This window comes from Niallia sp. FSL W8-0177, from assembly GCF_038006285.1.
GTDB lineage: Bacteria > Bacillota > Bacilli > Bacillales > Cytobacillaceae > Niallia > Niallia circulans_A.
In genome coordinates, this window is record NZ_JBBOUX010000001.1 from 3,535,832 (window position 1) to 3,555,219 (window position 19,388).

21 protein-coding genes and 1 pseudogene are annotated in these 19,388 nt (G+C 37.7%); 5 read left to right on the forward strand and 17 right to left on the reverse strand.

All coding sequences use genetic code 11. The features are described from left to right. Positions 1 to 11 precede the first annotated feature (11 nt). Positions 12 to 1,430 carry an L-arabinose isomerase gene (gene araA, locus NST77_RS17200; protein ID WP_163185379.1) on the forward strand — a complete coding sequence of 473 codons (1,419 nt, stop codon included), beginning with the start codon at positions 12 to 14 and terminating at the stop codon, positions 1,428 to 1,430. A gap of 107 nt (positions 1,431 to 1,537) precedes the next feature. Here the strand turns inward: araA and NST77_RS17205 are convergent, their stop codons facing one another. The 4 genes and pseudogenes from NST77_RS17205 to NST77_RS25955 form a co-directional block, all read right to left on the reverse strand. Continuing rightward, a complete protein-coding gene (locus tag NST77_RS17205; protein WP_164463712.1) occupies positions 1,538 to 1,711 on the reverse strand; it encodes a hypothetical protein in 174 nt (57 codons plus the stop codon). Positions 1,712 to 2,119: 408 nt separating this feature from the next. Next, complete coding sequence (locus NST77_RS17210) at positions 2,120 to 3,385, reverse strand: M20/M25/M40 family metallo-hydrolase (protein ID WP_123258336.1); 1,266 nt, start codon at positions 3,383 to 3,385, stop codon at positions 2,120 to 2,122. A 33-nt stretch (positions 3,386 to 3,418) separates the two neighbouring features. Further along, positions 3,419 to 3,544 carry an oligopeptide/dipeptide ABC transporter ATP-binding protein gene (locus tag NST77_RS17215; RefSeq protein WP_341123757.1) on the reverse strand — a complete coding sequence of 42 codons (126 nt, stop codon included), beginning with the start codon at positions 3,542 to 3,544 and terminating at the stop codon, positions 3,419 to 3,421. An 18-nt stretch (positions 3,545 to 3,562) separates the two neighbouring features. Beyond that, a pseudogene (locus NST77_RS25955) lies at positions 3,563 to 3,866 on the reverse strand (CapA family protein); the annotation flags it as partial. A gap of 332 nt (positions 3,867 to 4,198) precedes the next feature. On the opposite strand from NST77_RS25955, the gene NST77_RS17220 reads away from it, so the two are divergent. Next, complete coding sequence (locus NST77_RS17220; protein ID WP_341123277.1) at positions 4,199 to 4,480, forward strand: hypothetical protein; 282 nt, start codon at positions 4,199 to 4,201, stop codon at positions 4,478 to 4,480. 54 nt (positions 4,481 to 4,534) lie between these two features. Here NST77_RS17220 and NST77_RS17225 read toward each other — a convergent pair whose 3' ends face one another. Beyond that, entirely contained in the window at positions 4,535 to 4,825 is a 291-nt protein-coding gene (locus tag NST77_RS17225) for a hypothetical protein (protein WP_341123278.1), read from the reverse strand. Positions 4,826 to 5,203: 378 nt separating this feature from the next. Between NST77_RS17225 and NST77_RS17230 the strand changes: the two genes are divergently transcribed. Further along, positions 5,204 to 6,094, forward strand: a complete 891-nt coding sequence (locus NST77_RS17230; protein ID WP_123258337.1) for an EamA family transporter — start codon at positions 5,204 to 5,206, stop codon at positions 6,092 to 6,094. A gap of 66 nt (positions 6,095 to 6,160) precedes the next feature. Here NST77_RS17230 and NST77_RS17235 read toward each other — a convergent pair whose 3' ends face one another. The 12 genes from NST77_RS17235 to NST77_RS17290 form a co-directional block, all read right to left on the reverse strand. Then, positions 6,161 to 7,480 (reverse strand): MmgE/PrpD family protein, encoded by a 1,320-nt coding sequence (locus tag NST77_RS17235; protein WP_341123279.1) that lies wholly within the window; start codon positions 7,478 to 7,480, stop codon positions 6,161 to 6,163. Then, positions 7,473 to 8,615, reverse strand: coding sequence for an amidohydrolase (locus NST77_RS17240; RefSeq protein WP_280529783.1), 1,143 nt, complete (start codon positions 8,613 to 8,615; stop codon positions 7,473 to 7,475). Before NST77_RS17240 ends, NST77_RS17235 begins: the two co-directional genes overlap by 8 nt. A 3-nt stretch (positions 8,616 to 8,618) precedes the next feature. Further along, complete coding sequence (locus NST77_RS17245; protein ID WP_047942103.1) at positions 8,619 to 9,359, reverse strand: amino acid ABC transporter ATP-binding protein; 741 nt, start codon at positions 9,357 to 9,359, stop codon at positions 8,619 to 8,621. Between the two features lie 12 nt (positions 9,360 to 9,371). Further along, on the reverse strand, positions 9,372 to 10,049 hold the full coding sequence (locus NST77_RS17250; RefSeq protein ID WP_047942102.1) for an amino acid ABC transporter permease: 678 nt from the start codon (positions 10,047 to 10,049) through the stop codon (positions 9,372 to 9,374). A 14-nt stretch (positions 10,050 to 10,063) separates the two neighbouring features. Further along, positions 10,064 to 10,861, reverse strand: coding sequence for a transporter substrate-binding domain-containing protein (locus NST77_RS17255; RefSeq protein ID WP_235850250.1), 798 nt, complete (start codon positions 10,859 to 10,861; stop codon positions 10,064 to 10,066). Positions 10,862 to 10,867: 6 nt separating this feature from the next. Then, positions 10,868 to 11,380: a GNAT family N-acetyltransferase gene (locus NST77_RS17260; RefSeq protein WP_341123280.1), complete on the reverse strand. Its 513-nt coding sequence runs from the start codon at positions 11,378 to 11,380 to the stop codon at positions 10,868 to 10,870. Then, positions 11,373 to 12,737: an adenylosuccinate lyase gene (gene purB, locus NST77_RS17265; protein WP_164463713.1), complete on the reverse strand. Its 1,365-nt coding sequence runs from the start codon at positions 12,735 to 12,737 to the stop codon at positions 11,373 to 11,375. The genes NST77_RS17260 and purB overlap by 8 nt, the downstream gene beginning before the upstream one ends. A 321-nt stretch (positions 12,738 to 13,058) precedes the next feature. Beyond that, a complete protein-coding gene (locus NST77_RS17270; RefSeq protein WP_341123282.1) occupies positions 13,059 to 13,889 on the reverse strand; it encodes a transporter substrate-binding domain-containing protein in 831 nt (276 codons plus the stop codon). 1 nt (position 13,890) lies between these two features. Beyond that, a complete protein-coding gene (locus NST77_RS17275; protein ID WP_341123758.1) occupies positions 13,891 to 14,595 on the reverse strand; it encodes an aminotransferase class I/II-fold pyridoxal phosphate-dependent enzyme in 705 nt (234 codons plus the stop codon). A 14-nt stretch (positions 14,596 to 14,609) separates the two neighbouring features. Then, the gene (locus NST77_RS17280; RefSeq protein ID WP_341123284.1) at positions 14,610 to 15,068 is read right to left on the reverse strand and encodes an aminotransferase class I/II-fold pyridoxal phosphate-dependent enzyme; all 459 of its coding nucleotides are present in this window, start codon (positions 15,066 to 15,068) and stop codon (positions 14,610 to 14,612) included. Further along, complete coding sequence (locus tag NST77_RS17285; RefSeq protein WP_144545698.1) at positions 15,058 to 16,170, reverse strand: iron-containing alcohol dehydrogenase; 1,113 nt, start codon at positions 16,168 to 16,170, stop codon at positions 15,058 to 15,060. Before NST77_RS17285 ends, NST77_RS17280 begins: the two co-directional genes overlap by 11 nt. A 247-nt stretch (positions 16,171 to 16,417) precedes the next feature. Next, positions 16,418 to 18,469 carry a hypothetical protein gene (locus NST77_RS17290; protein ID WP_341123285.1) on the reverse strand — a complete coding sequence of 684 codons (2,052 nt, stop codon included), beginning with the start codon at positions 18,467 to 18,469 and terminating at the stop codon, positions 16,418 to 16,420. A 156-nt stretch (positions 18,470 to 18,625) separates the two neighbouring features. Between NST77_RS17290 and NST77_RS17295 the strand changes: the two genes are divergently transcribed. Then, positions 18,626 to 18,838: a hypothetical protein gene (locus NST77_RS17295; protein WP_341123286.1), complete on the forward strand. Its 213-nt coding sequence runs from the start codon at positions 18,626 to 18,628 to the stop codon at positions 18,836 to 18,838. Next, positions 18,838 to 19,035 carry a YwbE family protein gene (locus NST77_RS17300; RefSeq protein WP_095329716.1) on the forward strand — a complete coding sequence of 66 codons (198 nt, stop codon included), beginning with the start codon at positions 18,838 to 18,840 and terminating at the stop codon, positions 19,033 to 19,035. The genes NST77_RS17295 and NST77_RS17300 overlap by 1 nt, the downstream gene beginning before the upstream one ends. Positions 19,036 to 19,388: the final 353 nt, after the last annotated feature.

Consider the following 19,388-nt stretch of genomic DNA (forward strand, 5'->3'; position numbering starts at 1 on the left):
AGGGAAATAGCATGTCAACTAATAAAGTATTTTGGTTTGTTGTAGGATCCCAGCATCTATACGGCGAAGAAGCGTTAAAGGAAGTCAAAGCCCATGCACAAACAATGACAGACACTTTAAATGAAAGTGGTCTACTGCCTTATCCGCTTGTTTTGCAAGATTTAGCAGTAAGCGCAGATACCATTACAAAGATGATGAAAGAAGTTAACTACCGGGATGAAGTAGCTGGCGTCATCACCTGGATGCACACATTCTCTCCTGCGAAGATGTGGATTCGCGGAACTAAGCTATTACAAAAGCCTTTGCTTCATTTAGCAACACAATACAATGAAAGCATTCCATGGGATACGATTGATATGGACTTTATGAATCTAAATCAAGCAGCTCATGGGGATCGAGAGTATGGTTTCATTAATGCACGTTTGAAAAAACAAAATAAAGTAGTGGTTGGCCACTGGCAACGAGCGAAAGTACAGCAGCAAATTGCTGATTGGATGGACGTAGCCGTAGCTTATAACGAAAGCTTTCAAATTAAGGTTGCACGATTTGGCGACAATATGCGTAATGTTGGGGTGACAGAAGGAGATAAAATCGAAGCGCAAATCAAATTTGGCTGGACCGTTGATTACTTTGGAATCGGTGACCTTGTTCAATATGTAAATGAAGTAAGCGAAAATGAAATAAATGATTTATTTGCACAATATGAAAAACTATATGACTTTGACTATGGAAGCTATAGTAAGGAAGATTGGGAAGCTAGCGTAAAAGTGCAGGCAAGCTATGAAATTGCCATTAAACGCTTCCTTGATGAAGGCGGATACAATGCTTTCACCACAAACTTTGAGGATTTATATGGTATGAAACAGCTCCCTGGTCTTGCTGTTCAGCGTTTAATGGCACAAGGCTATGGATTTGCCGGCGAAGGTGATTGGAAGACCGCTGCACTTGATCGCCTTCTAAAAGTAATGAGCCATAACGAGTCAACAGGCTTTATGGAGGATTACACCTATGAATTAGCTGTTGGCCAAGAAGCTGCACTTCAATCACATATGCTAGAAGTCGATCCAACTTTAGCAAGCAATAAACCGAAAATTATTGTATCACCATTAGGGATTGGCAATCGCGAGGATCCAGCTCGATTAGTATTTGACGGAAAAGCAGGAGATGGAGTTGTTGTTTCCATGGCTGACTTCGGTACTCATTACAAGCTTTTAATCAATGAAGTATCCGCATTTGAACCAACCGTTCCAGCCCCAAATCTCCCAGTAGCTCGGGTATTATGGAATATCAAACCAAATTTTCAAGAGGGCGTAAAGGCATGGATCGAAAACGGCGGCGGCCATCATACAGTCGTTTCTCTAAACCTAACACCCGATCAAATTATCACCTATGCAAAACTAGTTGATTTAGAATATGTCGTGATTAAGTAAAGACCTTGGAAGGAAGGTTCTAGCTCAACTCCAAAAAAAGGACGGTTCATGTGATTATTATATATTCTCACAAGAACCGTCCCTTTGCTTCTTTTGCTCTCATTTATTCAACTCATTCCTCCTGGACCACTACTTGAATTAACTCGATTATAATGGACTACTTCTCCTAATTTGTCCGCTTGTTTATTTTCATCAGGTGCTGTCATTCCAGATTTCTTTGCGAAAAATAGCACAATTCCCATCACAATTACCACTGGTGCAAATAACCATAAAAATATCATTTTTACACCTCCACATCTATTGTTTAACAATTGCTACTTAAGAATACGTTTTAAAGAGCTAATTAGTTTCATTTATTTGGAAAAATCTGTTGGACGATTCTTGTATTTTTTTCCGTTCTATGTAGTCGGTTAGATTTATGTATTGAAAACTTACAAAAAACCATATCTCAATTCTAAACAGCTCTTTTTCCCATTACACTTTCCCTTTATTTTCTTATTTTACCTTTTCAATACTTATTATTTCTGTTAGAGAAATCAAGATAAAATTTGATGCTCTCCGTAGCTATAATAAGTCAAAGCTCCCTCTTGTTTTTCCTTTTTTCATCCATATGATTGTATGGCTCTTGCATATCCAAAGGGAATACCGTGTTCTTTTGATGGACTTGACCATTTAGCAGCAATTTAAGATTATTTTCCTTTCTCCAATAGTGGAGCGGTAACCTGTTCTAATCCAACTAAGCCGAGAATCGTTAATAATATTTTTTGTGCCCCAATATGAGCATCGGTAGGGTTATAATACTCCTGCAGTGTATGGAATCCTCCACCTTCGCCCCCACCGCCGAGCGTTAAGGCCGGAATCCCTAAATGAATAGGAACGTTCGAATCAGTGCTACTTGCCTGATCTAGGATCGGTTCAAAACCTAGCGCTACTGTCGCACATCGAGCAGCTTGCACAATTACACTATTTTTATCTTGTGATCCTGCTGGACGATCGCCTACTTTTTCTATCTGAAGACTAACTTGTGCTTCCACATTCCAGCGAGCATTTTCTTCTTCCTTTGCTTGCTCCATCAAATGTAAAAATTTACTTTCGATTATTTCAAGCTCTTCTTGCGAATTCGAACGTAAATCAACTAGCATCTCTGCTGTCTCCGCAATCGTATTAACAGAAGTTCCTCCTTTTATCATCCCTACATTAAACGTCGTCTTTGGTTCAACAGGTGTTGCTAGATCAGAAATTTTGGCAATGGCTCGCCCTAATGCATGAATAGGGCTTGGAATACCAAAATTCCCAAAACTATGCCCACCAGGTCCTTTAAATAAAACATTAAATCTTTTGCTTCCTGTGCCTAAATAAGTGATACGACTTGGATCCCCAGGCTCTATCGAGATAAAACCATCTATATCTTGCCGATTTTCAAATAATGATTTCACCCCTCTTAAATCTCCTAGCCCTTCTTCCCCCACTGTGGCACCAATAATAAGATCTCCTTCTGTCTTTATCCCCGCCACAGCAAGAGCACGTATAATCGTTAAAACAACCGCTAACCCTCTTCCATCATCACAAATCCCCGGCGCATAGATTAATCCGTCTTCGTGGACAGCCTTTACATTTGTCCCTTTTGGGAACACGGTATCTAAATGAGCACAAACAACTAAGGAAGGACCATTCCCGCTTCCTGTCAGTACACCAAAAACATTTCCTACCTCATCTGTAGTTACTTTTTGAACACCTAACGATTCTAATCTCTTTTTATACCATTCTCCTTTTTCCTTTTCTTCAAAGGTTGGTGCCTCTATTTCCGTCAATTCAATTTGTTCCTTGGTTGTTGCTTCGTTATCCTCTTCTAAAAATTTGAGTGCTTTTTGGACTTGCTCATTCTCAGCAAGTAGTTTATATACTTGCCCTACCTTCTCGGTTAACCCCTCTGTTTTGTGCTCAATATTTGTCATGAAATATACACCCCTCTCTCACTTTTTAATCAATCATATAAAATTACAAGCAACAACATGTTTATCGTTAACTTGTAATTTTGAAGGCACTTCCTGCTTACATCGATCCATTGCAACTGGACACCTTGTGTGAAATACACATCCTGCTGGAGGATTTATAGAGTCTCAGCTTTATTTTTAAAATATTCTGTCTATTCTTATTACAGGTGTATGATCTTTCAAACAAATGATTGCTATATTTCCTTCTAGAGTGATTTTCATACCATATAGCTCAGAAAGTTTAGCAAGTCTTTACAATATGTCCTGATTATTGGAGAGAATCGGCAAACCTCTTTCCTAATTCCACTGGATGCGACATATCCGTATGACTTAATTGATCTTTTTCCTAAAAGTCTATTGGCAAATTTGGTACAGTGTCATTTTGAAAAATAAAATTACCTAAGCTGTAAAACATCGGACGATTCTTATAAATTTCTATTCCTAAGGGATTACCTTCATTATGATGGAGTGTGACTTCTAAATTCGTAAATCGAAGGATTCAATTTTGACTGGAGCTTACGTGTGATAAAGGAATCATCAGTCGCAGCAAACGTATAATGGTATCTTACATTTTTCGACTCCTTTTATTAAATCAGAATATTCCCTTAATTATTCTTTTAATCAAAGTATAGAGAGACCAATTATCAAAGTCAATAACACATATTAAAAACACGGTAAGACTATCTTACATAAACCTTCCACACTTCATTATTACGGAAATTCAGTTTGCTCATTATTTACTATAGTATGCTCGAAAAAAGCATAGATAGAGGCATGGCAATCTTGAAAGCAAAAGCTATTCTGGACCCAAAAGACTCGGTTCAAAAAATAATAGATATCGCTATTAGCACAAATAATAAAATGATCGTAATCCAAAAAAACATTGGCAAACATGCAATAACTGCTTCCGATGTAGCTGAATGGCTCAATATGACACCAAGAAATGCTAGAAGAATACTGACAAATTTAGAAGAACAAGGACTAGCCAAAATAATCGGCGAAGAAGTTCCTCTTACAAGAGGAAGACCAAGGAAGATATATCAGATTGGTATATAAAAGGACGGTTCTTGTGAGTCGGATGATCTCACTAAAACCGTCCTTCTGCATACCTTAATTACTGATCACTTCTAAAAGCTGGTTAATATCTTCTGTAGAAGCCGCATAGAGATGGGCATGATTATTCGATCTTACTGCGAAATAGACATTGTGCTTTTTACCTGAGTATCCGTATTTTAATAGATTTGAATATTGATTGGGACTTAGCTGCACTTGCAGATGTACTCCATTTGAATAATCTCCTCCTACTCCATAGAAATTAGTATTATGGACCCGATTTACATGAAAGTCATTTACAATTCCATCAACACCGAAAAACGCTTGATAATCAGAAGACATTTCCATTCACTCCTCCATTTCTTTTCTCCCCTTATTGTACTCCACATAGATAGAAAAAAATCTCATTTGTTCACTAATTCACATATATTTCATAAAGGCAGCAAGAGAAGTTCTTCCGCTTCCCTTTTTAGCTAAAAAAATTTAATTTATATTTTTCTTAACAGGTTTCTAACTCTTGTTTTTATCCTTTGTTTGATGTCCTCACTAGAACTTACCCTCTCTTTCCCTTTGACAACGAGCAGGCTTGTTCTTATAATATATGAGGAATGTAATAATAAAACCTTGTGTAGGACGTGGATTTTTCTAGAGGAAACTCTATTTTCGCCACACGATTGTCTTTTGACAATTGTGTGGCTTTTTATGTTGAAAAGGAGGAAATTTATTTTGGCAAAATGGAATTATGCTTTAATCGTTTTTTTAGGTGGCTGCTGTTATGGAATTTTGTCTACATTTGTTAAACTTGCCTATGCTGCTGGATTTTCGGCAGCTGAAGTAACAGGAGCACAATATTTATTTGGTACTGCCATTACATGGATTCTTGTATTATTTACAAAGAAATATAAAGTAACGCGCATGCAAGCTATTAAACTCTTATTATCTGGTATCCCGTTTGGGATGACAGGAATTTTCTATTATCAATCCTTACAAACAATAAATGCTTCTCTTGCAATTATTTTACTGTTTCAATTTGTTTGGATTGGCACGCTTTTCGAAATGGTTATTTATAAGAAAAAGCCTACAAAGGAGAAGGTCATCTCGATTATTATTCTTCTATTCGGCTCTGTCCTCGCTGGAGGCATTTCTTTAGAAGGGGGCATGGATATTTCCTGGCAAGGTGCCGGTTGGGGATTACTTTCTGCCTTCACCTTTGCTACTTTTATTTTTCTTAGCGGATCTGTTGGAAAGAACACCGCTCCTCTCCTAAAGAGCGGGCTTCTTTCCTTAGGTGGATTATTCGTTGTTTTTCTAGTATTTCCACCGGTTTATTTAATGGATTTCTCCACATTAATAGGGGTAGCACCATATGGATTGCTGCTTGGAGTTTTCGGTGCAGTTCTTCCGCCTCTGCTCTATTCTATTGGAATGCCACAAATTGGACCAGGACTTGGCACTATCTTAACAGCTTCTGAGCTTCCAGTAGCTGTCTCTATGTCAGCACTCGTTTTAAGAGAACAAGTTGGCATGCTGCAATGGATCGGTGTTGCCCTAATATTAGGAGGAATCGCGTTTAGTAATGTTAGGCTTTCCAAAGCAAAAATAGTAACGGAGTATTAAGGAGTCTCTCCTAAATAAAAAGACGGTTCTTGTAGGTCAAATGACCTCACAAAAACCGTCCCTCTGTTACCAGCCTTCTATTCCTGCAGCAAAGTACTTGTTTAGTGTATTGGCTTGTTCGCCTAATAATGTGTTCGCTTTACTGGCTAAATCCTGCATTTTAAGTGGCTTACCTGGTGAACCTGTCGGCGCATCTACTCTAGAGACCAACTGTTGACCATCTTTTAACATAACTTTAGCTATACAATATCTACCTTTTGGATAACTAATTTCTTTTACTGGAATTGCGGGATCATACTTTCGATGAATTTTTTTTATTCCTGCTTGAATTTCATCGGCAATTTGATTGACAGAAAAATTTTCAATAGATAATGCTTCACCCTTTAATATTAAAGCAGCACAGTATTCTACACTAAAACGACCCTGTTCTCCATTCGTTGGGGAAGTGTAAACTAATGCAGCATCACCATTGGGAGGGAAGTACAAATCGACAGAAGTAACCTCTTCAACAGTAAAATTTCTTTGTGCCTGTATATTCTGAATGGCCTCAATGGCATGGGCATTTGCAGAACAACATGGATATAATTTGAACCATAATCCTGGTTTATCTATTGTCCAAGGTTCTCCCCACTTTTCAAAAACCTCGAATGGATTTCCGCTTTGCTCCACATACATAGAAAGTACACCATTTTTAGCTTGAATGGTATTAGCACTTCCGACAATTCCCTTATCAACAAAATGAAGAATCTGCCAAGCACTTTGGGCTGTTAGACCAGCATGCAGCGGTTTAACCATTGTTCCAAATTGACTTCGGGAACCACTTAATTTAGATACGCATAAATTAATAGCTTGCGAGAATTTCTCTGTGTCGAAATGTAAATAATGGGCCCCAGCTGCAACTGCTCCGTAAATTCCCGCAGTTGCAGTTGTATGGAACCCTTTTTCATAATGTTGTGCACCTAATAGTTGTGCAAAGCACTTCATCGTCTCTATTCCTATTAAATAGGCTTCATAGAAGCGGTCTCTATCACGCTTCTTTTCTATTAGGGCATGTAATAAGCTCAAAATTATCGCAGACGGATGTCCTCTAATCTCAGAATGAACATCATCTAAATCTAATGCATGTGCAGAATACCCATTAATTAAACAAGCATCAAATGGGTGAACCTTTAAATCAGTGCCTACTACTGCTGCTCCCTCTTCAGTAGGATAAATAGCAGTATGTAAAACAGTGGAAAAATTCATGTCAAACCTCACACTAGCAAAACACGACAGAAAATAATCGAATACTCCCTTTTTCAAATTTTCTTTTGTCTCATTAGTAAGCTCCTGATAAGACGGGGAGGATTGAATCAAGTCGACTATTGCTTTTGTTAAATCAGTCATTTTTCAAAATATTCTCCGCGAGCTTAGCAAAAAATTCAGCGGCCACTTTAATAGCATCTTCCTTTAAATCAAACTTTGGGTGATGCCATTCTTGGGGTCCATCCACTCCCATCCATACGAAAAATCCAGGAATATAGTTTTGATAAAACGCAAAATCCTCCCCACCGGCACTTGGCACAGCATCGACGACATTATACCCTGCATCCAAAACAGTGGTTCGCACAATATCTTCATAATCTTGATGATTGTTTACCACGGGAAGATAATCATCCCAAACAAATTCAACCGAACCACCATTTCCTTCTGCAATAGACTCCGCTAGCTTTTTCATTATTGTCGGAACTGCCTCACGAGCTTTAGGCTGAAATGTTCGAACAGTACCTTCTAGTTTGACTTCATCTGGAATGACATTCCATGTATTTCCTCCATGGATGCTTGTGATACTGACTACTACATTATCAAACAAATCCATTCTTCTTGCGACAATTGACTGAACTGCTGTTACGTATTGACTAGCCATAACAATCGGATCAATAGCACGATGTGGTATACCAGCATGACCTCCGACACCGATAAACCTTAAACTAAATTTATCTACACTTGCCATAAGTCCACCTGATTTTACCCCTATCGTTCCTACTGGCAAATCAGGTTTGTTATGCATTCCAAAAATAGCTTCTACTCCTTCTATTGCTCCTTTTTCTACAAATTTCTTTGCACCTTGAGCAATTTCCTCGGCAGCCTGAAAAATAAATCTTACATTTCCATGTAATTTGTCCTTTTGACTATTGATTAGAATCGCTGCTCCTAAAATAGCAGTTGTATGGAAATCATGACCACAGGCATGCATTTTCCCTTCATTTTTTGATTTAAATGCAACATCTGTTTCTTCTATTATCGGCAAGGCATCAATATCTGCCCGAATAGCAATGGTTGGTCCCGCAAACGCTCCCTTTATTTCCGCAACAACTCCTGTTTCTAGACCAAGTTCAACAATGGCAATACCCTGTTCTGTTAACCATTTTTTGATCAATTCCGTTGTATGAAATTCTTCAAAAGCTAGCTCTGGATGCTCATGCAAATATCTTCGTTTGACAATTAAATCGTTTAATAGTTCAGGAGACATGTTCATGATTTATTATTCATCTCTTTCTAAAGTTTTTAAAAATTGTTTTGTTCTTATATTTTGTGGATGATGAAATAATTCTTTCGGCTCATTCTCTTCAATGATATTTCCATCTGCCATAAAAATCACTCTATCAGCCACTTCTTCCGCAAATTTCATTTCATGGGTCACAATAATCATGGTTGTATTTTGTTGTGCAATATCTTTTATAACTTGCAGCACTTCTGAAACCCATTCTGGATCAAGGGCTGAAGTTGGTTCATCAAATAAAATGGCATACGGCTTAACAGCGAGTGCTCTAGCAATACCCACGCGTTGTTGCTGCCCGCCTGATAATGTGGCAGGGTATTGATGAAACTTATCCTCAAGCCCTACCTTCACTAAAAGTTCTTTCCCTAATTTCTCCGCATCTTGTTTATTCATTTTCTTGGCAACAATCAAGGATTCCGTAACGTTTTGCAAGGCGGTTTTATTCTTAAAAAGGTTATAGTTTTGAAACACCATCGCTGTTTCTTGGCGAAGTTGATGAATATCTTTCCGCCCCATTTTTTGTACATTTACATTTGTCTCGCCTATATGAATAGTCCCTTCATCAGGCATCTCTAATAAATTCAGACACCGGAGCAATGTTGACTTTCCAGATCCAGACGGGCCGATAATAGCCAACACTTCTCCACGATTAACTTGTAAATTAACACCATCTAATACTATGTTCTCTCCAAACCTCTTTTTTAGATTTGTAACAGCTATCATCCTACTACTCCTTTATGATAAATACGGTTTTTCCATTCTTTTTTCAATAGCCCGCTGAACGAAGGTAACAAGAATAATTAACACCCAATAAAGCAGCGCTAAAGCCAAATAGGTTTCAAAAAATTTAAGAGAACTAGCAGCAATTATTTTCCCTTGCGCGAAAAGCTCCACTACTCCTAAAGTAAACGCTAAAGAGGTTTCTTTAATTAAACCAATAAAAATATTACTTGTTGCAGGAATAGCATTTCGTGTCGCTTGAGGTAAAACAATTCTCCGGAAGGCTTGCACTTTTGTCATACCAACTGATAAACAAGCTTCCACCTGTCCCTTGTCAACTGAATTCAATGCAGCACGAAATATTTCTGCCAAAAACGCTGCTTGTTTTAAACTAAGCCCTAAGATTGCTGCTGTTATAGCAGTCATCGCACTTAGAGCTGGAAAAATTTGTGGCAGCCCATAGTAAATTAAAAATAATTGAACCAATGTGGGAATGGCACGAAAGAACGAAATATATACAGCAGCAAGCTGCTTTAATACAGGAATATTCGATCTGGATATCACAGCTAAAATCAATCCGCCAATGATCGCAAAAACCATGGATAGAACAGCAAGAAATAAAGTAAGCGGTATGAATTCCAACAGTTCTGGTAATATATCAACTAAATATGGAAAATCTAAATTAAGATTCATACTGGACCTCCAAACTATTCCTTAACGGTGATATCCTCGTCTGCAAAATATTTCTTCGATATTTCTGTTAAGGTACCATCCTCACGTAATTTTTTTATTTCCGCATTAAATGCTTCTGCCAAAGCTTCTCCATCTTTATTTTTAAGGAACGGAAAAGCAACATCTTCATACACAAACGGCTCTCCTACAAACTTCAATGGCAAATTCCCTTTTTCAATTTCTGCGATTAAAGAAGATTTAGAGTTAACATAACCATCAACACGTTTATTAATCGCATCATTCATTGCACCATCTCGGTTCTCATATGTTTTAGGGATGATGTCAGGATCAAAATTTTCTAAGTTCTTCACATTGTTCGATCCTAATACTCCGGATACTGTTTTGCCCTTTAAATCATCTAAACTATCATATGCATTGTCTTTATTTGTAACAATGGTAGCACCTGCATACGCATATGGCTCTGAAAACTGATACTTTTCTCTTCTTTCATCTGTAACTGCAACAAAGTTTGCCACTGTATCAATTTTTTTTGTTTCTAATTGTCCCATTAAACCAGCGAAGTCTGATCTAACCCACTCCACTTGATAGCCTAAGTTTTCAGCGATTTTCTCTAATACTTCTATATCAAAACCTACTAATTTACCATTTTCCTCATATCCATTTGGATAACTTTGTGCGGTTGAACCTACACGAAGTGTTTTTTGCTCCTTCGAAGATTCCCCATTTTCAGTTTTATTATCTGTTCCGCTGCAAGCAGATAATAATAGTAAAAATGCTATACTCATGATTACAGTTATTTTCTTAAACATTATCAATTCCTACCTTTTCTTATATGATTTTGCTAAAAGTAATTTTTCTAAATAGATTGTAATATGGCCTTTCCCTAAATCCGTCTCTCCAACCTTTTTGTATCCTCGTTTTTCATACATTTCTCTAAGCCAAGGATGCTCTTTCGCCGTGCCAAGCGATACAGATGGACAATGAAGAGTATCTCTTAAAAAACTCTCCTCCACATAATGAAGGATTTTGCTTGCATATCCTTTTCTTTTTTCTTCTGGTGCAACTGCAACCCACCAAATATGGGGAATTTCAAACGGACCAGGATGACCGCTCCATGGCATGCGAACAGAAGCAGTTGCAACCATTTTGTCTTCATCTCGTAAATAGAAGCATATATTTTCCTTGATATTCTTTTCTACCAATTCTACATCTGCTGTTGCAGCAGCAAAGTGAATTCCCAACTCTCGAATAGAGGCATATCCTCTTAGAGATAGATCAATTAATTCGGGAATATCTTTGGATGTTGCTTGATGAAAAGATAAATTACTCACTTAAAAGCCCCCCATTTCTAATCGAAGCAATTACTTCATCTACCTTCTCACTGGCTAAGCCAATATATTGACTAGGATCTAATAGCTGATTAATTTGGTCTTCTGTCAATACAGCAGCCACCTTTTCATTCTGACCAAGTAATTTTTTAAATGGAATTTTTTGTTCAGCTGATTCCATTGCGATTTCATATATAAGATGATGGGCAGTTTGTTTACCTATTTTTTCTGATAAAGCAAACATGACACGTTCTGATAAAATCAGTCCACCTAATCGTTCCAAGTTTTTCAGCATGTTCTCAGGCTTCACTACAAGCCCCTCAAGAACGGTTATCATACTTTTCAATTGAGAGGATAAATATAAACAAATTTCTGGTAAAGCTATCCATTCACTTCTCCAGCTCATCGCATCCCTTTCATGTTCCATCACTAATGATTCATGCAATAGGGCAACACTATGTAAGATAGGTTTTGTTAGACTGGCAATTCCTTCAAAAATAGCTGGATTACGTTTATGCGGCATCGTAGTTGAGCCCACATTTCCTGCTGAAAACGGCTCTTCCACTTCGTCGATTTCTGTCCGCATTAAGTTATAGAATTCATTTCCCAGCTTTCCTAATGAACCACTTATTAGCCCTAGCGCTGAGCCATACTCCGAAATTCGGTCACGTGAAGAATGCCAGCAAATCTTTGGCGCATTAAGTTCTAAAATTTCTAATGCCCGTTCTTCAATTTTTGGTCCTATACTTCCTAAAGCGGCGTATGTACCAACACCACCAGCAAGAACACCTGTGAAAATACGCGACTGGACGCTCTTTAATCTATCTAGATGACGTTCAAACTCACTCAAAACGACTGCGAGCTTAAAGCCAAATGTGGTTGGCAGTCCTTGCATTCCGTGTGTTCTTGCTGGCATCGGCGTTTTCTTATACTTAGATGCTAAACCAATTAGAAGCTCTGCTACTTTTTTTGTATCTCTTCTTATGATTTCATCTGCTTCCTTCAATTGAAGAATCATCGCTGTATCCGTTACATCCTGTGTTGTTACACCATAATGAACATATTCTCCATAATCGCCTGATAGTTTCTGCAAATGGTTAACTGTAGCCATTAAGGAATGTTTTAGTTTAGCAGACTCCTTTGCAATTTCTTCAATATCAAAATTTTCTATCTTTGCAGCGTCCTTTATAGCTCTTCCAGCTTCCTTTGGAATGATTCCTAACTCACTTTCTGCTAATGCTAATGCTGCTTCTACATCCAAAATCTTCTGTAATCTATTTTCATCATCCCACACAGAACGCATTTCTTCTGTACTAAAATTGTTCTGCAGCATTTTTAAAGCTACTACATGTGAACCCATTTCCTATCCTCTCCTAGTACCAATATTATTTAAATTATCAAATAATTAATTCCAACAAAACTAATCCGAATTATTGACTATTCTAACATATTCCAAGTGGTTAATCCCACACTTTTTTTCAATTATTTATAATTTTCATTTGATTGCATTTATTAGATTATATTTTTTTAGTGTTGCAGGCATTTATAATTGAGCAAAAAAAGACGTTCTAAACTCGCAATTTAAAACGGCAAAATGTAATTAGGCTCCTTCTACACGAAGAAGCCTATACACTATTTAATAGAAATTCTTTTCCTTCTACTTAATCAATTAAACTTCTCGTTAATCCTCAGAGGTAATATCATCTGCATAATATTTTTCTGAGATTTCAGCTAGTGTTCCATCCGCTCTCAGCTTTTCTATTTCTGCATTAAACACTTTTCTTAATGCATCCCCCTGTTCTGTTTTTGCAAACGGGAAACCAATTTCTGATTTCTTTAAGTCATCTTCTAATATTTTCAGTGGTAATTTCGATTTATTTATTGTTGCTTGCAAAATTGGCTTTCCTTGGACATAACCTGCTACAGCACCCTTAATTGTATCTGATTGTGGACCATCTCTTGTTTCATATTGTCTGACTTCAATATCTAATCCGTTTTTCTTCACATAATCTTCTAGTACATTAATTTTATTTGAGCCCAATACACCAGCAACTGTTTGTCCATTTAAATCTTTTACAGAATCATAAGGACTATCTTTAAGAACAGCAATCCCTGTACTTGTATAAGAATAAGTTGTCGAGTAATTATATTGTTCTGCCCTTTCCTCTGTATATTCAAAGGCATTAGCAATCGTATCCAGTTTTCCAACTCCAAGCTGCCCTACTAACCCTTCAAAGCCTGCCAGTGTCCATTGCACTTTATACCCTAAATTGTTTGCAATCGTTTCAAGTACTTCTACATCAAATCCGATTAATTTTCCATCCTCTTGATAAGAGTTTGGAAAACTTTGACCAGTTGTGCCAACGCGAATAACTTTTTCATCTGAAGTTTCGCTTTTACTAGCAGTTTTCGTTGATTCTTCTTGAGAATTAGTAGAATTACTACAAGCAGCTAATAGATTTATAGAAATAACAAAAATAAGAAGTGCATTAAGCTTTAGAAAGTTCTTCATTTTAATACCCCCGCTTCCTTAGTAAAAATCTCTTTATTCGCTCAAATGATTCTTTCAATTGTTCCAAAGAGGTCACCAAACTAATGCGAATCCATCCCTCTCCGTTTTTGCCATATATACTGCCCGGAACCACGGCTACCAATGCCTCCTCTAGTAATTGGTCGGCAAATTCAATCGAATTTATTGGTAACGGGACTTTAGCCCAAAGGAAGAATGTACCTTGTGGGGCAACATACTCCCAATCTAGTGTTTTTAAAAAAGATTCAACTAACAATTGCCGCTCATGATATAACTCTCTTAAAGCATTACGTTCGGCCTGCTGATGTAATAGAGCAAACACAGATGCATCCTGTATTCCACCAAAAACACCGCCAACGGCATTTTGTAAATAGGCGCTTAGATGTTTAATAAGCGATTCATTCCCGACCGTAAATCCACTCCGCCAACCAGCCATATTAAACGTTTTGGAAAAGGTGTAAATTTCCACTCCTACTTCAACTGCTCCAGGAATAGATAAAAAACTGATTGGCTTTTCATCCGTATAGTAGATATCTGCATAAGCAAAATCATGAATGACTGCAATTTCGTATTTATTGGCATATGTAATCGTTTCTTCGAAAAATTTCCTTGTGGCATTTGCCCCTGTGGGATTATTTGGATAATTTAAAAATAGAATCTTCGCTCTTTGACTGACTTCCTCCGGGATGCTTGAATAATCAACTAAAAATTATTTTTCTCGCTAATCGGCACGAAAAACGGTTCTCCACCTGCCAACTCAACGGCCGCTTGGTACCCAAAGAAACCAGGATCAGGAACTAACGCGATATCCCCGGGGTTTAAAAGGGATTGTGCTAACCCAGATAAGGCGATTGTAGAACCATTCATGATCGCAACCTGATTAGGCGAAAGATTTGCTCCATACTCCTTTCGGTAAAAAGCCACAATGGCTTCTTTAAACACTTGTTTTCCTCCATATGGTGGATAACCATGGTTTTTCTTATCATGGATGGCTTCTTGCAGACACTCCACAATACGGGGGAATGTTGGCTGATCCGGATTTCCTCTTCCCAGATTAATTACCTGCTTAGCTGATTGCTGGAGTTCTTTTATCCGTTTGTTTTGAACGACTAAATATTTCGGCTTTAATTTTCCCAGACGTTCCGAGCAATCAAAATACATTTAACCCCACCTCATTTTCCGTAATAAATGCTTCTAATTTTTGCAGACCATCTATTACGCTTTGCTTGGTTAGCTCCATTGGCAATGCATAAATTCTAGAGGATGGTCTTAAGATTTGATCAGCCATTTTATCAAGGTCCCCTTTCTCAGGGGATAAATGCAAATCTCTCCAGCATATTGGCAACTTCAATTTTTTGTATAAAGGAACTAATTGTTTTATTTCTTCATAATTTTCTTCTAAACTCAACTGGAATAATATTCCATACGCAACAAGACTGCCATGTAAATGTCCCTTTTTCCCCAAACTGACATATCCGTAATTAAAGGCATGTGCGCCAACGCTTTGCCCAAATTTCCCTCCTAAACCACCAACAAGACCGGCTACTGCATAAATCGTATCAATCATGCGGGAGAAATCTGCATTGCTCTTTTTAGCTTCAGCTGCTTGAACAGCAGCTTCCCCCCATTTTAAAATATTATCTCGACATTGCTTAGCAGCAGTATGAGACAGTTCCAATAGAATGGATATTTCTTCACTTGTTAATTTATTAAAACGAATTTTACTTTCATACCATTTAGCCAAGGTATCACCAATACCAGAAGTTAAATGCTCGATTGGTGCATTTACTAATAATTCTGGTTCAACCATTACCATATAATTTGATTGACTATGCCGTATCGTACCAAGATGGTCTCCTTCAGCAGAATAAACAATGCTGATTGGAGTAAAGCTAGCACAGTTGGAAGGCAATGTAGGAATTAAGATACAAGGTATTTTTGCTTTACTAGCTACCGCCTTTACCGTATCTAAAAGCTTACCTCCTCCAACTCCTATTATGGCATCATGCTGATGGTGTATGACTTCGCTCCCTATTCGGTCTATTTCTTCATAGCTACATTCACCAGCAAACAAAATTTTTTTATAGGGATGCTGAAATTCAGTTTCGGGCCAATATGGTTGAACTGCCTGCCACGACTTTTCCCCATGAATTACTAATGGAAATTGTAAATGGTTATCTTCCAAAAACTTCGGTAGTGTATTAATTACTCCTGAATAATGATAATAATTTTGAGGGCCAAAACGATGCACTAAATCGATCAATGATTAACCTCCTGAACCTTCCCTTTATCTTGTAAAGAGTTTAATTTTCTATTATTCTAATACACTTACTCGGAATTAGCAACCGCACTTTTCTGAATTTTCTAATCTATTGCAACTTTAAAAATCTTAGATCGACTAGTGACTAATAGTTAAAAAAAAGAGCTCTTTCTCCTTTTTCCTTTCTTCTTTTACAATAGCAATGTGCAAAAGGAAGCAAAAAAGAAGTGCTCTTTATACAATAAATTGATTATTTTCTTAAAAAACGATGATTAAACCCATTTTTATCGAAAGCTAGCCAGCCTAAATTATTCTTCGTATCAATCAATGAACCATTCGCCAATACTTGATGGGCAATTATTTCTTTCCACAAAGGGACATCTGCTTCCTTTTCTTGAATTAAATAATCATGTCCGCAATAGCGGGATATTTTCTTTTCCTGCGTACGACTTTGTCTAAATTCGAGAATTCTTTTTAATGTAAAACCAGATAATCCTTCAAAAGACTGATTTTTAATGGGGCTGCTTGTAAATTGATGTAGAATCCGTTTTTGTTCTTGCTGGAAATATACTTCTACTTCGATGGCAGTGGCCATATGAGCATCACCAGAAAGAATAAGACATTCACTTGGGTTCCATTCTGCTATTTGTTGATGAAAAAAGGAGAATCCTCTGCCGTTAAATTTCCACCATTCTAAATCTAAGCTTTTTTGTAGCGATGGAAGGACCGCAGTAAGGGGCATGATGACATTTTTTAAAAAGGATTCAATCAAATGAACGCCATATAAGGGGGTAGCAGAGATAATGACTAACGGTGTTTGCTGCTGCCATCCACTTGATAATAAGAGTTCCGATAAATAATCCCATTCTTTTTTGCGGATTAAATTCGGGCCATTTGTCCGCTGTTTCAACATACTACCCACAACATAGGTTCGTTCTTGTGGATAGGCCCGTTTTGTCCGAGTGTCTAATACAAGGCTTCTTGGATTGGTTGGCGCAACAAAACTCCATGCACGAAATGTTAACATCATATGCAGCCACTCTGTATACGTCTGTGTATTTACGGTTAGTCTTTTGGTATACTTGCTTATTTTGCGAAAAAAGGAAGCTGGGAAAGCAGCTGGATTATTCCCCCATCCCTGAAAAGCCCAATAGGCTGTTAGTGCATTAGCGATAACATGGTTTCCAAGCGGAGAACAAGCTACTTTCTCCTGCCATTCTTTCGTTATATTCCAATCATCTGTTACATCATGGTCATCGAATATCATGTAGGTGGGAATATTCGCCAACAAGCGGCGTACCTTTGGCAAAGATTGCTGGAATGAGGTTATATCTTTTTGCTGCTGACTGTATGCTCTTTTTAGACTGCTTATTTTTCTTTCATACTCTTTTGCCTGATCCGCCCCTATCTGTATATGAATCTGGTTATCTTCTAAATAGTCATCGAAGTCTTTTAAATACCCTGCCCCGGTTGCCACGTCCCATATCTCTGTATTCCAGCTTAAGATATACATCGCTGCATACTCGCCCATGGACAGAAGGTGATTATCCGCTTTTCGCGAAGTAAATTGGCAGTATTCCTTTATTATCTCTCGTCTTCCATTTATCTGGCTGATGGTAATATCAAAAGCAGTATTTTTATCATCCTCTGTCTCGCACAATTCCTTTATAGGCTCTTCTTTGTCCATTAATAGCTTGCCTAATGCGAATAGAATGGGGGCAGCTGGCGCTGGAACATCATCGGCATAAATTTGATCCCCTATCAAAAAGAGCGCACTCGGCCTTTTTTCTAACTGAAAGTATTCCTCCTGTAGTTTGGCATCTCCGAGACTAAGAGCATCCTTGCCAATTCCGTGCAGTTTACGGCAAGAACCATATAAGATGTTTTTTTCAGCCGTTGCTGGTATGAAGAAAGTGGGATATTGTAAGTTTCCATAACAAATAGAGACTGGACTATCAGCTGCTAATAATCCAAAATCACTTAAATCATAGCTTGTTTCGCCTTTTTTAAATACTAGATTGTATCCTAACAATGTTTGGGTGGGAAAATTTTGGGAGATAGGCTGAAGTTTGATTAAATAAATATATAAGTTTTTTCCTAATCGACATACTTGTATATCCGACTGAATGTCAAACGGCTGGTATTCAAACTCTTTTGTCGTTTGATTGAAGTGAATCGCGTATAGATTGGCGTTCAATTGATATTTTCCACTTAAAGCTATCCAAAGATAAGCTGATGTTTCCTCCACTCTGCGCACCAATGGCCCAGCTAAAATAACCGGCAGATCCATCGTTACCACCATCCATTTCTGTTCTCTTACAACCTATTCAGAAAAAGAAGAGAATATGTTTGCAGAAAAATTGTCCTTCTGAAGTGAACATCCTTTGGCTTCTGTCTTTTTATGGTGCCTGACACCCGATTGATGTTATGATAAGGGAGGAACTTTATTTCGATAATAATGGAGGAAAAATCCGTGAGCGATAAGCAGACAAGGGAACAAGAAGGTAAAAAGAAAATTAGCTTACAAGAAGCCATGAAGCAGCAGCTGGCAAATAAAGCACAGCAAGGACAAGGCGGAAAAGCAAGTTTGAGTGGCAATCAAAAAATGCAAAAAATGAAAAGCCAGTTAACAAAAAAGCCAAATAACCAAAGAAAACGCATGGGTGTATAATGAACGGTCAGAATCGCAAAGACATAACACCAGGCACACCTGTTGAAATAGTACTAAAACAAGATCAAAGAACCGGGAAACGAACAGCAGGCATTGTAAAAGATATATTAACAAAGTCTCCCTCCCATCCCCATGGAATTAAGGTTCGCCTAGAAGATGGACAAGTAGGCCGTGTACAGTTAATTAAAGAAAAATAAAAAAGGGAGGGGATATCCCATATGCTGCCAATGAACAAAAAGTACAAAAAACATCCCTGCACAAATTTTGCATGAAAGATGTTGAATAAAAAATGACCACACTGACTGGTCATCATTTTGATATTTATTTTGAATTTATAAAGTATGGCAGCTTCATCTAGGCTAAACCGTTACAGCTGGGTAACGGTTCCTTCCCAAAATAAAACAGCAACTTTGAATACATAAAAACCTCCTGTCCTAAAGCCGCAAGCATATATACAAATAGAGGGGGCATTAATTACACCCTCTTAATTTACTAAGTTATGGCGGCTTTGATTTAGCTCAAAAATGCCATTTGCTTTTAATACGCAGTG

Coding starts and splice junctions, on each gene's coding strand:
- NST77_RS17290 (WP_341123285.1), bottom strand. CDS start 18,469: ATGGTGGTAACGATGGATCTGCCGGTTATTTTAGCTGGGCCATTGGTG.
- purB (WP_164463713.1), bottom strand. CDS start 12,737: ATGGGTTCACATGTAGTAGCTTTAAAAATGCTGCAGAACAATTTTAGT.
- NST77_RS17270 (WP_341123282.1), bottom strand. CDS start 13,889: ATGAAGAACTTTCTAAAGCTTAATGCACTTCTTATTTTTGTTATTTCT.
- araA (WP_163185379.1), top strand. CDS start 12: ATGTCAACTAATAAAGTATTTTGGTTTGTTGTAGGATCCCAGCATCTA.
- NST77_RS17205 (WP_164463712.1), bottom strand. CDS start 1,711: ATGATATTTTTATGGTTATTTGCACCAGTGGTAATTGTGATGGGAATT.
- NST77_RS17250 (WP_047942102.1), bottom strand. CDS start 10,049: ATGAATCTTAATTTAGATTTTCCATATTTAGTTGATATATTACCAGAA.
- NST77_RS17245 (WP_047942103.1), bottom strand. CDS start 9,359: ATGATAGCTGTTACAAATCTAAAAAAGAGGTTTGGAGAGAACATAGTA.
- NST77_RS17235 (WP_341123279.1), bottom strand. CDS start 7,480: ATGACTGATTTAACAAAAGCAATAGTCGACTTGATTCAATCCTCCCCG.
- NST77_RS17220 (WP_341123277.1), top strand. CDS start 4,199: ATGGCAATCTTGAAAGCAAAAGCTATTCTGGACCCAAAAGACTCGGTT.
- NST77_RS17225 (WP_341123278.1), bottom strand. CDS start 4,825: ATGGAAATGTCTTCTGATTATCAAGCGTTTTTCGGTGTTGATGGAATT.
- NST77_RS17210 (WP_123258336.1), bottom strand. CDS start 3,385: ATGACAAATATTGAGCACAAAACAGAGGGGTTAACCGAGAAGGTAGGG.
- NST77_RS17300 (WP_095329716.1), top strand. CDS start 18,838: ATGAACGGTCAGAATCGCAAAGACATAACACCAGGCACACCTGTTGAA.
- NST77_RS17295 (WP_341123286.1), top strand. CDS start 18,626: ATGGAGGAAAAATCCGTGAGCGATAAGCAGACAAGGGAACAAGAAGGT.
- NST77_RS17280 (WP_341123284.1), bottom strand. CDS start 15,068: ATGTATTTTGATTGCTCGGAACGTCTGGGAAAATTAAAGCCGAAATAT.